Annotated in this window: 9 protein-coding genes; 6 read left to right on the forward strand and 3 right to left on the reverse strand. The window is 63.9% G+C overall.

Annotation, left to right across the window (positions count from 1 at the left end):
* Window positions 1-61 precede the first annotated feature (61 nt).
* The 4 genes from ASC66_RS04305 (at window position 62) to ASC66_RS04320 (ending at window position 5,268) form a co-directional block, all read left to right on the forward strand.
* On the forward strand, window positions 62-1,609 hold the full coding sequence (locus ASC66_RS04305; RefSeq protein WP_055835076.1) for an ABC transporter substrate-binding protein: 1,548 nt from the start codon (window positions 62-64) through the stop codon (window positions 1,607-1,609).
* Between the two features lie 68 nt (window positions 1,610-1,677).
* Window positions 1,678-2,619, forward strand: coding sequence for an ABC transporter permease (locus ASC66_RS04310; protein WP_055835079.1), 942 nt, complete (start codon window positions 1,678-1,680; stop codon window positions 2,617-2,619).
* A complete protein-coding gene (locus ASC66_RS04315) occupies window positions 2,616-4,418 on the forward strand; it encodes a dipeptide/oligopeptide/nickel ABC transporter permease/ATP-binding protein (RefSeq protein WP_055835082.1) in 1,803 nt (600 codons plus the stop codon). Before ASC66_RS04310 ends, ASC66_RS04315 begins: the two co-directional genes overlap by 4 nt.
* A gap of 4 nt (window positions 4,419-4,422) precedes the next feature.
* Window positions 4,423-5,268, forward strand: coding sequence for an ATP-binding cassette domain-containing protein (locus tag ASC66_RS04320; RefSeq protein ID WP_055835085.1), 846 nt, complete (start codon window positions 4,423-4,425; stop codon window positions 5,266-5,268).
* Window positions 5,269-5,276: 8 nt separating this feature from the next.
* Here the strand turns inward: ASC66_RS04320 and ASC66_RS04325 are convergent, their stop codons facing one another.
* The gene (locus tag ASC66_RS04325; RefSeq protein WP_055835088.1) at window positions 5,277-5,906 is read right to left on the reverse strand and encodes a TetR/AcrR family transcriptional regulator; all 630 of its coding nucleotides are present in this window, start codon (window positions 5,904-5,906) and stop codon (window positions 5,277-5,279) included.
* Window positions 5,907-6,048: 142 nt separating this feature from the next.
* On the opposite strand from ASC66_RS04325, the gene ASC66_RS04330 reads away from it, so the two are divergent.
* Together ASC66_RS04330 and ASC66_RS04335 are read left to right on the forward strand one after the other, a co-directional pair.
* Window positions 6,049-7,776 (forward strand): glycoside hydrolase family 3 protein, encoded by a 1,728-nt coding sequence (locus tag ASC66_RS04330; protein ID WP_157509635.1) that lies wholly within the window; start codon window positions 6,049-6,051, stop codon window positions 7,774-7,776.
* A complete protein-coding gene (locus ASC66_RS04335; RefSeq protein ID WP_055835093.1) occupies window positions 7,773-8,762 on the forward strand; it encodes a Gfo/Idh/MocA family protein in 990 nt (329 codons plus the stop codon). Before ASC66_RS04330 ends, ASC66_RS04335 begins: the two co-directional genes overlap by 4 nt.
* A gap of 324 nt (window positions 8,763-9,086) precedes the next feature.
* On the opposite strand, the gene ASC66_RS04340 is transcribed toward ASC66_RS04335, so the two are convergent.
* Window positions 9,087-10,604: a glycoside hydrolase family 43 protein gene (locus tag ASC66_RS04340; RefSeq protein WP_055835095.1), complete on the reverse strand. Its 1,518-nt coding sequence runs from the start codon at window positions 10,602-10,604 to the stop codon at window positions 9,087-9,089.
* A 102-nt stretch (window positions 10,605-10,706) separates the two neighbouring features.
* Window positions 10,707-13,562, reverse strand: coding sequence for an alpha-L-rhamnosidase (locus ASC66_RS04345; protein ID WP_082492000.1), 2,856 nt, complete (start codon window positions 13,560-13,562; stop codon window positions 10,707-10,709).
* Window positions 13,563-13,614 lie beyond the last annotated feature (52 nt).

Here is a 13,614-nt window from a genome sequence, read left to right on the forward strand (position 1 = left end):
GAACCGCGGCACCATCATGGTCCGCCGGTTGCTGTGAGCACCATCGACAAAGGAGTCCCCCATGCATTGGAGCACGTCCCGCGGACGCACGGCAGTGCGCACGCTCGCAGCAGCGGCGATCGTCGCCGCTGTATTCCTCACCTCCGCCTGCGCTACCCCTGCGCCCCCGACTGAGCCGGGCGACGCCAACATCTCGCTCGGAATCCTTGGCGTTCCGCCCTCGCTCGACCCTGCGTACCTGGATGACGGCCAGTCTCAGTACATCTGGAACGGGGTCTTCGACACGCTGGTCTATCTTGATACCGAGGGCCAGCTCCAGCCCAACGCAGCCGAGAGTTGGGAGTACTCGGATGACGCCTTGGATCTGACGCTGCACTTACGAGCCGGGATGACTTTCAGTTCAGGAGCTCCGGTCGACGCGGAGGCGGTCAAGGCCACCCTTGATCGCACCCGGGCCGCATCGAGCACGCCGTCGTCGCGCCTTACGGCGATTGAATCAATCGAGGTAGTCGACGATCTCTCCGTCAAGCTGCACCTGTCACGACCCGACGGGGCACTGCTCTCGAATTTGGCTTTCGGCGCTGGAGTCATTGGCGATCCCGCGACCATCGAGGACGAAGCTACTGCTCTCCGCCCCGTCGGCTCCGGACCATACGTGATCGACGACGCCGCGACCACCAACGGCGCGACCTACGTTCTGACACGTCGTGACGACCATTGGAACGCGGAGGCTTTCCCGTTCAAGACCGTCACGATCAAGGTCATCTCTGACAACGCCGCGGCGTTCAACGCGCTGCAGTCGGGCGAGATCTCGGCAGCGTCCGTGCAGCCCGATCAGGTTGCGGTTGCCGAAGGCGCCGGGTTCACGACCAAGACGCTCAACAACACCTCCCTTGCATCGCTTGTCCTGCTCGATCGCGCGGGCGAGCTGGTACCCGCGCTGGGCGATGCCCGCGTGCGCCAGGCCATCAACATGGCCTTCGACCGCGAGGGCCTGGCAACCAACGTCCTAAGGGGGCGGGGCGGTGTGACGCAGCAAATTTTCTACTCCGGCGCCTCTGGCCACGTGGACGCTCTCGACTCGACCTACTCGTTCGATGTCGATGGCGCGAAGGCGCTCCTGGCGGAGGCCGGCTACCCCGATGGATTCAGCCTGACACTCCCGAGCACGTTCCTCTCGACCCAGCTTGAGCCCCTCGTCACTCAGGCGCTGGGCGAGATCGGGATCGCTGCCGTGTGGGAGCCCGTGCCGGCCCAGGAGGTCGCGAGCTCGCTGGCAGCTAAGCGATACGGAGCTGCCTTCTACATCACGACAATTTCTGCCCAGTCTCGCGACCTGCAAACGTACTTTGGGCCGAGCGGGTTCCTGAACCCGTTCAACCCGTCGGACGCTGAGTTCAACGTCCTTTATGACGCGACGAACGCAGCCATCACGGACGACGAGATCGAGGCCTCCTACCAGGAGCTGAACACCTACCTGGTTGAAAACGCCTTCAGCGTTCCGCTGTTCTTTGCAGCTCAGACCTGGGCGACCGCGCCCGGCATCGAGTACCTCGGAAACGGCGGTGCCTACACCACCAGCGTCCGTCTGTTCGGTCTCTCGGACTAATTCCCTCCACTCTGGGTTGGGCGGCTGTGCCGCCCAACCCAGACCCTAGATTCCCGACACGGAGCCCCATGATCTCCTATGCAGTACGCCGCTTGGCGGCAGGACTAGTTCTAGCGTTGCTGGTGACCGCCATCACGTTCTTCCTCCTGAGCTTCTCCTTCGACGATGTTGTTCTAAGCCTCGTCGGCCCTGGAGCGACTCCGGAGATCCTCGAGCAGCGGGCCAACTCGCTCGGCCTCGACAGACCCGTTCCCCTGCAGTACGGCGAATGGCTGCTGGGGGTTGTTCAGGGTGACTTGGGTGTCTCGTACTTCACGAATGAGCCCGTCGGCGCCGCCGCTATCTCGCGCCTAACCGTCACGCTCTCCATCGTCCTCTTCGCCCTCGTTGCCACCGCCATCATCGGTACCGCACTCGGCGTGATGGCCGCCACGCGCGCTGGCGCCGTGGACCGCGTCACGCAGTCTGTGTCACTGGTAGGACTCGTCGTCCCCAACCTACTTTTGGCGATCATGCTCGTGTACGTCTTCGCCATCCAGCTGGGACTCTTCCCCGCTACCGGCTTCACACCACTCACTACAGACCCGGGCCGATGGCTAGCCTCGATAACGCTACCGACCATCGTCCTCGTAATCGGCGGCGTCGCGGGTATCGCGGCTCAAGTCCGCGGCGCGATGATCGACGAGCTGCGCAAGGATTACGTCCGCACGCTCACCACCCGTGGACTCCCCACCCGAACGATTGTGCTGCGCTACGCCTTGCGCGGGGCGGCCGGTCCGGCACTCACGGTGCTTTCGCTCGAGTTCATCGGCATGTTCAGCGGCGCCCTGATCATCGAGCGAGTCTTTGCTTTGCCAGGCTTCGGTACGTATGCATTCAACTCGTCCCTTCAGGGCGACATCCCCGTCATCATGGGCATCACTCTGTTCTCGGTGTTGCTCGTGGTGACCGTCAACCTTGTCGTCGATCTCGTCGGCGGTTGGCTTAACCCGAAAGCGAGAGCACTATGAGCACCGTCAGTATCGCTATCTCATCGGCCGAGGCCAAACGTCCACGTCGTTCGCCGTTCGGACGACTCTGTCGCGATCCGCAAGCGATTGTCTCCGGATCGATCCTGATCGTCTTGGCGATCCTCGGCGCCCTTGCACCGTTGATCGCAACCAACGGACCGAACGATGCCACGCTCAGCCTCATCAACGCTCCGATCGGAACGGAAGGGTATCCACTCGGCGGAGACAGCAGCGGGCGCGACATCTACTCACGTCTGTTGTTTTCGCTGGGTACCAGCTTTCAGTCGGCACTGATCGGCACGGGCGTCGCACTCCTCGTCGGAGTCAGCGCAGGGTTGATCGGCGGCTACCTAAGCAATCGAGTACGCAGCGGCACCGACTGGCTGTTCAACCTCGTTATGACCTTTCCTGGACTCCTGGTCCTGATCCTGCTCATGCCGGTGACACGGGGCGACTTCCGCGTGACAATGGTGCTTTTCGGCATCATCATCTCGCCCACGATCTATCGGATCGTTCGCAACCAAGTGGTATCGGTCAAGCACGAACTCTTCGTGGACGCTGCCCGTGTCTCCGGCTTGTCGAATCTCAGGATCTTGACGAGGCACGTCCTCTTCGTGATTCGCGGCCCGATCATCATTGCTGCAGCCTTCCTCGCGAACTCCGCAATTGGGGCCCAGTCGGGACTCGCATTCCTCGGGTTGGGCTCCACCGACGTGCCCAGCTTCGGGGCGATGATCGCCGCGGCATTCATAAACCTGTACACCTACCCCCTTCAGCTCCTGTGGCCGAGCCTGGCTCTCGGACTTATCACGGCCTCGCTGGTTCTCCTCGGCAACTCGCTCCGCGATGCTCTCGAGGGCGCCCGACCGAAGGCATCGAAGGCCGGAGCGGCAGCTCGCTCGATACAAAAGGCCCAGGGGATCGCATCCTCCAAGGGCGGCAGCGGCACCTCGTCAAGCCTGCTCAGCATCGAGAACCTCGCCGTAGCATACCCGGCCGGATCAGAACTCGTCGAGGTTGTCCACGACGTATCACTTCGGGTCGAGGCAGGCGAGATCGTCGGTTTGGTCGGCGAATCCGGTTCGGGCAAGACCCAGACGGCGTTCTCGGTCCTGGGCGTGCTCCCTCCGGAGGCGATCATCACTTCCGGTCGGATCCTACTTGAGGGTCGGGACATCGTCGGACTCCCAGCCGCTGAGCTCAACCGCCTGCGAGGTCGCACCATCGCCTACATACCTCAGGAGCCGATGAGCAACCTCGTACCCACCTCGACGGTGGGAGCGCAGCTCGTTGCGGGGCTACGCGCGACCACGCCCCTCGGCAAGAAGGAAGCCAAGGAGCGGATCCTCGGGCTATTGCGACGGGTCGGCATCGTCGACCCCGATCGGGTCTTCTCGTCCTACCCACACCAGATCTCCGGGGGAATGGCTCAGAGAGCACTCATCGCTGGCGCAGTCGCCAGTCGTCCGAAGCTATTGATTGCGGACGAGCCCACCACCGCCCTAGATGTGACAGTGCAGGCCGAAATCCTCGACCTTCTCCGCGACCTCCAGCAGACCCTCGATATGGGTGTCCTCATCGTCACCCACAACTTCGGCGTCGTCGCAGACCTCTGCGACCGGGTGCTGGTGATGAACCACGGACGCATCGTCGAGGAGGGAAACGCCCACGAGCTGTTCGCATCGCCGAAGGACGAGTACACGCGTCAGCTTCTAGATTCGATTCTCGACGAGACCACGGTCCGCAGCGATCCGCCCCGCGAACGTTCGTTCGTTTCAAGCGAACAAGGAAAGGCCTGATCCAATGACGCTTCTTGAAATCTCCGATCTGCGAGTCAGCTACCCCACTCCAGGGTTCAGAAAGCCACCCAAGGAGGTGCTGCACGGAATCACACTCGACATACACGAAGGCGAAACCGTGGGTCTTGTGGGCGAGTCCGGCTCCGGGAAGACCACGATCGGCCGCGCCGTCCTCGGGTTGGCCCCGATCACGGGCGGGACCATCCGCCTACTCGGTACAGATGTCACCCATGCAACAGCCACCCAGCGCCGCCGGCTTTCCCGCGATCTGCAAGTGGTCTTCCAGGATCCGTACACCTCGCTCAACCCGTCGATGTCGGTCGGCGACATTCTCAGTGAGCCACTGGTCACACAAGGCATGGGCCGCAAGGACGCCCGTCGACGGGTACGTAGCCTCCTCGACCAGGTGGGCCTCCCACTCGATGCGGCCGAGCGACTGCCGCGGGAGTTCAGCGGCGGTCAACGCCAACGGGTCGCCATTGCGCGCGCTCTGGCCCCGAGTCCGAAGCTCATCGTCTGTGACGAACCTGTGTCGGCGCTGGACCTATCGACTCAGGCACGGGTGCTCGACCTGTTCTTAGAAATCCAGCGCGACACAGGCGTGGCCTACCTCTTCATCTCGCACGACCTCGCGGTCGTAAGGCATGTCTCACACCGCGTCGCCGTGGCGTATCACGGCGACATCGTCGAGATAGGCGACGCGGCCACGGTCACGCTCACGCCCCGACACGAGTACACCAAACGGCTACTCCTCGCCGCGCCGATCCCCGACCCTGCGTTACAAGCCGAGCGGCGCGCCGAGCGGCGACGTGCCCTAGACGCGCAGGAGGCCGCGTCCATCGCCTCGTGAGATCGGTCTCAGACGTCAATGTCGGCGACCGATTGCACAAAAGCGCGCATCCCCGCCTCGACGTCAACCGAAGTCGGGTCATAAAGCCATTGGATCTGAAGTCCGTCAAGGGCGGCGATATACAGGCTCGCCAGTTGACCCGGCGTGGCCTCAGTTTTGAGCCGACCTGTGTCACGCAGCTCCGTGAACACCATTGTGAGTCGCATACGGAACCGCTCGTATCGCAGCAAATGGTGATCGTGCGCCGGATGCGTTTGTGCAGTGGCCTCGGCGGACAACATGCTGTGAAGTTGGATCAGAGCGGGTCGGGCAGCGTTGTCACGGATGACGGCCATCTGGGCGTGGAGCGTGTTCGATTCAGGGGCCTCTCGAATTACCCGAGCGTTCTGCTCCTGCCGGGCGTGGAGCACCGCGTCGAGAAGGTCGCGCTTCGTAGCGAAATGGTGCAGCAGGCCAGTCTGGCTGATCCCGGCCCGCAGGGCGATGTCCTTCATAGTCGCGCCATGGAAGCCGCTGACACTGAACTCCTCAATGCACGCATCCAGGATGCGCGCCCGCACCTCGGCGGATTTGGCGTACGGCCCGCGCACTTTCGCGTTCTTATTGCTGCCCGCGGCATCAGCCGGGCGGTTCTCCATCGACACGGCTCCCAGTGTAGCGCGCCATGACTATCCGAAAACCGAACTACCCGTCCCACTAACTTCTATGGCAAGACCTCGGCAAAAAGTTGAAATCCACACGATGGCACCAAATTCAATCACGATATTCAGGAGCACCACTATGACCGGAAACACGCACTTTCCCTACCAGGACCCCACGCTCTCGCCGGAACAGCGTGCGGACGACTTGCTGACACGGATGGACACGCAGGACAAAGCGGGGCTGATGTTTCACCCCCGGGGCGGTCACGCCGGCCTAGACCAGCCGAGCGTCTTCGACACCCCCTCCACAAAGGAGCTGGTACACAGAAGGATCAACCACTTCAACACGCTGCAGGGCGGAAGCGCGCGAGCGATGGCTGAATGGCACAACAGCGCACAGAGCGCAGCATTGAGCCTCCCACTCGGTATTCCCGTCACCTTCTCCACTGATCCGCGCCATTCATTTGGCTACAACCCGGGCACGTCGCTGCGCACAAGTGCATTCTCGCAATGGCCCGAATTCCTTGGCTTCGGAGCAATCGACGACGTGGAGCTCACGCGGGCGTACGCGGACACAGTGCGGCGCGAATACCTCGCTGTCGGCATCCGCGTCTCACTCCACCCACAGATCGACCTAGCGACCGACTCGCGCTGGGCCCGCGCCGTTGGCACCTTCGGCGAAAGTGCGGACGTCGCGGCCCGGCATGGCGTGGCCTACGTCGAGGGCCTGCAGGGCGAACAGGTCGGGGCTGACTCGGTGTCGGCCATGGCGAAACACTTTCCTGGCGGAGGCCCGCAGAAAGATGGCGAGGACCCCCACTTTTCCTACGGCAGGGAACAGATCTACCCGGGCGGGCAGTTTGAACTTCACCTAGGTCCGTTCAAAGCAGTGATCGCCGCGGGCGTCGCCCAACTGATGCCCTACTATGGCATGCCCATCGGTCTTGAGTACGAAGAGGTCGGCTTTGGCTTCAATGCCGGGATCATCGACGGCCTCCTTCGCGGTGAACTGGGATTCGATGGGATCGTGTGCGCGGACTGGAGCATTCTGAGCCGCAACTACTGGGGCGTCGAGGGCCTGACCTACGCCGAGCGGATGGTCAAAGCCATCGAGGCAGGCGTCGACCAGTTCGGCGGCGAAACCGATGTGGATGCTCTTGTCCAGCTCATCGCATCGGGACGGATCACCGAAGCGCGCATTGATCGTTCGGCGCGCCGGCTGCTGATCGAAAAATTCCGCCTAGGCCTGTTCGAATCACCGTACGTCGATGCTGACCAAGCTGAGCGGATCGTCGGAATCCCGTCCGATCGCGAGGCGGGCATTCGCGCACAAGCACTCGCCATCACGCCACTTGTCAATCGGGAGGGAGCGGCCCACCTGCCATTGGCACGCGGCATCGCGGTCTTCAGCGAGGGCATCGATACTGATCAACTCGCGACGTACGCGCGGATCGTCGACTCTCCAGCCGAAGCTGATGTGGCGATCATCCGTCTCGCTGCCCCGTGGGACCCTCGGGGTCAAGCGGGGACGTTGGAGTCATACTTCCACGCAGGTTCGCTCGAGTTCGCTCCCGAGACGCGGGCGCACATCGAGGAGATCGCCCGAAGCGTCCCGACCGTCATCGATGTCTACTTGGACCGTCCGGCCATCCTTGCCCCGCTTGTCGACCTCGCTCACTCTCTAACGGTTGACTTCGGGGCAGGAGACGAGGCTCTCCTGCAGGTCATCTTCGGGGAGGTCGTTCCAACAGGCACGCTTCCCTTCGACGTGCCATCATCAATGGCTGCGGTCTCGGAAAGCCGACCCGATGTGCCATTCGACACCACGGCCCCCACGTTCCGCTTCGGGGACGGTCTCGTCCTGTGACCCGAACCTCGCTGCGTTGGGCCATCGTCGGCGCCGCCTCAGTGTCGACCAAAGTCGTCGCCGATCTCCGCCGCGTGGCCGACAACCAGATCGTCGTTGTCTACAGTCGCGACGGGGCGAAGGCGGCGTCCTTTGCGAAAGCCAACGAAATCTCGCGGAGCACCGACGACCTCGCGGTCCTTGAGGATCCGGACGTTGATGTCGTCTATCTGGCGACTCCCGCCGCCACACATCGCCAGCTGACGGAAAGGGCGATTCGGGCGGGCAAGCATGTCCTCGTAGAGAAGCCCCTGGCATTCACCGCTGCCGAGGTCGCGGAGTTGTTCGCCATCGCACGCGAGCATGGCGTCTTCCTGATGGAGGGCATGTGGATGAAGTTCACTCCGGCCTTCGAACGACTCCTCGAGGAGTTGGAACGCGGGCGGATCGGCCCCGTACAAAGTGTCCGCGCTGCATTCGGACTGCCGGCGCCGGAGCCACACACCGGCAGCCGCTGGGATCCGACTCTGGGAGGCGGCGTGCTGAGGGACCAAGGCGTTTATCCGATCGCGCTCGCTCAGGCGCTGCTTGGGTCCCCAGACACGATCATCTGCCATGGCATCATCCGCGACGATGGACTGGACGTGTCGTGCCAGTTGCTCCTGCGCTATGGCGACGGGCGCCACGCCCAGCTTGCGACGTCCATGCTCGAGTTCAGCGATCTGGGGGCGGCCATCGCAGGCCCCCGCGGCTGGATCGATCTGCGCGCGCCGTTCTGGAATTCGCCGGAGCTGGTTCTGCACACCGACGATGCTCGACGAATCTTCGACGAGCCCGAACGCCTCCCAATGGAGCGAGAGGGCTACGGCTACACCCCGATGCTCCGCGCGGTAAGCGAGGCCGTGCTTACCGGACGGACACAGCACCCACGTCACGATGAGGCAGCGACGATCGCCGTGTTCACCACCATCGACGGGGCGCTCGGCCAACTTCGGCTCGAGAAGTAGTCGTGTCGTCTGGCAAACGCCAATGATGCGCGGTACCGAAACGTCCTGCTCTGCGTACCTACTACAGCGAGGTGCATACAGAGCTCATCCGGACTCATCCCGCCGAGCGTCACAGGCCCGCCGCCGCCACGCTGGCCGGCGGTGCGGCTTGGCGGAAGCGCAACGCGGCCCGACAGTCGCATCGAAACTGGCTCGGGTGGGTGCTCGGGTGACCGAGCATCCTCCTAGGTCTCTCCTCCTCGGTGTTCTCTGGCCATTGCTCGGGGAAGTCTCCCACCGCAATACGTGGCGGCCCCCTTGGGTCGAAATTCTTAGGAGCGCACGTCAGCGCCGACGCGCCGGGCGGTAGTTGACCGAGAGTACCCGTCCGTCAGAGTCGGGCGATCCGATCGCCAGCATTCGCCCGGTAAAGCCTGCGGCGATCTCGGTGGCGAAGTAGCGGCCGTCGAGGCGGGCCAGCTCGATGAAGCCATCGCCCGCATCTGCCGAGAGCAGAATGTCATCGGGTCCGCCGTGGCCGAACGGCGCTGGCGCGGAGGCCGGCGGAACGGCCTGGAGTCGCAGGACGACCAAATCAGTACCTGATTCGAACTGGCCGAGTTCCTGCTCTATGTCCCCGATGCGGACGGTAGCCCGGACGACGCCCTGATTGTGCTCAATCGAGCACCAGTGGCGGTCGTCGAGGCGGAGCCGAAGTTCGCCAGCATGATCGACAACCGCCTCCGCCGTCCATTCAAGATCGCGCACGCGGAAGCAGAGCAGATCCGCTGCGGTTCCTGAGCTGAAGAAGCTCAGCCCACCGCTCGGATGGCGATCAATCAACGCCTCCGCCTCACCATCGGCGACCACCCAACGCACGTCGAGTGGCCCCGGACCAAACGCATCCGAAAAAGTGGTGTCACCGGGAGTGAAATCGAAACGCGCTTCGTCGAAGACGGGCCAGCCATCAACCCAGTCGATACCCCCCAGGTAGGTCTCGCGCCCCAACACGTGGAACCCGGGCGTCGAACCCTTCGGTCGCGCGCCGAGATAGACGACCGCGTGGCGCCCGTCTGGCGCCTCAACAAGATCCGCGTGTCCGACGTTCTGCACGGGGTGGGCACTGCTGCGGTGCGTGAACACCGGATTCTGCGGGCAGGGCTCGAAGGGCCCTCGGGGACTCGAGGCCCGCGCGACCGTGACGCAGTGGCCCCGCTCCGTGCCGCCCTCCGCAAGGAAGAGGTACCAGTACTCCCCAACACGATGGAGATGCGGCCCCTCGGCGGCCATCATGCCACTGCCCTGCCATACGGGGTACGGCTCTTCGAGCAGCGTCCCCGTCTCGAGGTCGATCGGAGCTTGGGCGATCCCCTGGCCACCCACGACGAAGTCAAGGACATGCCAGGTGAGATAACAGATACCGTCGTCGTCCCACGCGAGATCAGGATCGATCCCGATGGCCCCGGGGACGAACACTGGATCGCTCCACGGCCCCGCCGGGTCCACAGCATGCACAAGAACCTGACCCGAATTGAAGTCACTCACATTCGTCGTGATGAACCAGAAGCGGCCGTCATGGAATCGAAGCGTCGAGCCATAGATGCCCGTTGAGGGCCCCGTAATCGTCCTTCGAAACTGCTCACGCGTGGTCAAGATGTTACCGATCTGCGTCCACGACACGAGGTCACGACTATGGAAGATCGGCGCACCGGGGAAGTACTCGAAACTCGAGTTCGCAAGGTAGTAGTCGTCGCCAACTCGGCAAACCGTCGGATCAGGATGAAAGCCCGGCAGAATTGGTTCGATCGCGGCACTTGAGGTACCGAGTTCTGCATCGAGCAAAGCGGCAACAGGCTCAGGCATCGGTGACGCTCACACCCCAGAAGAAGCTCCGCAGCGCCATCTGTGCGCGCATGGGTTCCACCCGTTCATCTATGGGCAGGTCCGCGTCGAGATGGGTGCAAGTCATGCTGGTGCTCCTTCGTGCCCGACTGGTGTGCGGGATTCGGTTTCGGCTACGGTTTCGCCGGAGAGCGCCCGCACGAAGGCGGCGAGCTCCCGTTTCGTGGAATCGGATGGCCAGGCCTTGGTCCAGACCCCCTCTGGCAGTTCTTCAATGGACTGATCGAGGATGCCGGCCAGCAAATGTGCGATCCGGGCCTCATCGAGGATGTCACCGTGCGCGAGGACGAGGCGGGTGAAGTCCTGCCATAACGGCTCGTCATCGATGAGCTCGCGCACAGTGTTGATGGCAGCGCGGGGCCTATCTGGCTGGTCCACGATCCACTGGTGGGCGCCGTGGCCGACCGTCGCCGTGCCCGTTCCCCAAGGGAGCTCGACCGTGGCCGTGCTTCCGACCGGCACCTGGACGTCGAGAACGAGTGTCCCGTCCGTCTTTCTCCAGGAGACCGCGGCTTCGCCGTAGGGCGTAGTGTGTCGGGCGCTGGCGTGTTCGAGCTGCGCTGGCGGCATTGGCCGGACCGCGAGCGTACGGTACCCAGGTTCGGCTGGCGCCAAGCCCGCCACACGGCGGTGCACCCAGTCGACGATGCTCCCGAGCGCATAGTGGTTGAACGAAGTCATTCCGCTCGGGTTGATCGAGCCGTCTGGGAGGAGACTGTCCCAGCGCTCCCAGACAGTCGTGGCTCCCATGGTGACGGGATAGAGCCACGAGGGAGCGTGAGTCTGCAGGAGGAGTCGGAACGCGACATCGGCATGACCGGCGTTCATCAACGCATCGGCGACGACCGGGGTCCCCACGAACCCCGTTGCGATGCGGAAGTCGCTCGTGCGAACGAGGTCCGCGAGGCGTTGCCCGGCGACTTGTCGCTGACGGGGATCCTCGAGCAGCTCCCATTCAAGAGCGATGGCGTACACCGTCTGGGCATCGGACAGAATACGGCCGTCTCCGGTGACGAAAGCGTGTCGGAATGCGACACGAACGCTATTCGCGAGCGAACCGTAGCGCGCTGCTTCGGACTCCTCTCCGAGGACAGCTGCTGCACGCGCGACGAGTTCTGCAGAGCGGGCGAAGTGGGCGGTCGCGACGACATCCGGATCGGCCTTAGCCGCAGCTGCGTCATCGTGTGGGGCGGTCGGGTCGAGCCAGTCGCCGTACTGGAATCCGCCTCGCCAGATGAGGTCGTCGCCGGCGAGCTTGTGCACGCAGTCGACCCACGCTCGCATGCTGTCGAATTGGCGCCGGAGGATGCCGCGGTCACCGGTGCGTTCCCAGAGCGTCCATGGGACGACGGTCGCGGCATCGCCCCATGCCGCGGCCGGCGCGGACGTCAGCTGTGTGCGGAGGATGTCGGGGACCACGTGTGGCACGCTGCCGTCCGGGTGCTGCTCGACGGCGAGGTCGGCGAGCCAGGAGCTGAGGAATCCGGCGGAGTCGAAGAGGTAAGTGGCGGTCGGAGCGAAGACTTGGATGTCGCCCGTCCAGCCGAGGCGTTCATCCCGCTGCGGGCAGTCGGTGGGCACGTCGAGGAAGTTTCCGCGCATCCCCCACACGACGTTCTCGTGGAATCGGTCGAGCAGCTCGTGCGAGGAGGAGAACCATCCGGTGCGCTCGAGGTCGCTGCCGATGACAGCGGCTTCGATGTCGGCAGCGGGGATCTCTCCTGCTCCCGAGATCTCCGCGTATCGGAAGCCGTGGAAGGTGAGCGACGGTTCGAGGAACTCCTCGGCTGCCCCGCTGAGCAGAAAGGTGTCAGTGGCGCGCGCGGTGCGGAGCGGTCCGACGCCGAGTTCGCCGTCCTCAAGGACCTCTGCGTGACGCAAGATGATCTCGCTTCCGGCGGCGGCACCGCGTATGCGCAGGCGGACCCAGCCGACGAGGTTCTGGCCGAAATCGACGAGCGTCTTTCCGCTGGAAGAGGTCCAAATCTTGGCGGCCGGGATAGTCGCGGTTACTCGCATCGGCGGACCGTCTTCACCGACAAGACGGGAGAGGTCGGCGTCGACCTCCTCGACGGTAGCGGTGAACGGGGCGTCCGGATCATTGCGCAGATCGGTGGTCTGGCCGTCATAGATGTCATCGGACAGGATTCCTGTTGGACGCGCCACCCACGATCCGTCGGTCGCCAGGATCTGAACGGAGCCGTCGACCAGGGTGACCTCGAGCTGCGCGAGGAGCGCGAGCCGGTCTCCATAGATAGCCCGCTCGCCAAGGAACCCGAATCGCCCGCGCCACCACCCGTTTCCGAGGACAAAGTCGAGGTGGTTGTCCCCTGTTGCGACGAGCGAGGTCACGTCGTACGCCCGGATGCGAAGCCGGTGCTCGTACGCTGTCCAGCCCGGCGCAAGGACGGTGTCGTCGATCGGAGCTCCATTGAGGCGAGCCGTGTAGATCCCGTGCGCGGTCGCGTAGAGGCGAGCACTGGCCACGGGGCCGGGCACCTGAATCATGCCGCGGAGCTCCGGCGCAGCTTGGCGGATGCCGCCAATGCCCACGGGGCTGATGAAGCGAGCCGCCCAATCGTCCGATTCCAAAAGGCCGGCTTCGACGGTGCCGCCAGGGCTCCACCCACTCCACACAGCATCGACCTGAGCAGAGCGGACACGGACGCGGACGGTCACTCGTTCTCGTGACCGTAGCGGCGCGCCCGGCCAATCGACGAGTACCTGCTCATCAGACTCGACGACCAGCGTCTCTGTCGCGTCGTTGCGCCGAATCTCCACTTCGTAGGCTGCCTGCACGTAACCTGCCGGAGCCGATTCAATCGTCCAGGACAATCGCGGAGTAGGCACGGCGATTCCGAGCGCGTCTCCGGTTCGATGCTCGAATCGCGGCGTGGTCGGGGCGGAAATGACTGTCATTGGTCTCTCTGAGGCTGGGTGGGACGAGCGGTCGTAGGGTGTGCAAGCGGCG

The sequence above is a fragment of the Leifsonia sp. Root4 genome (assembly GCF_001425085.1).
GTDB lineage: Bacteria > Actinomycetota > Actinomycetes > Actinomycetales > Microbacteriaceae > Microterricola.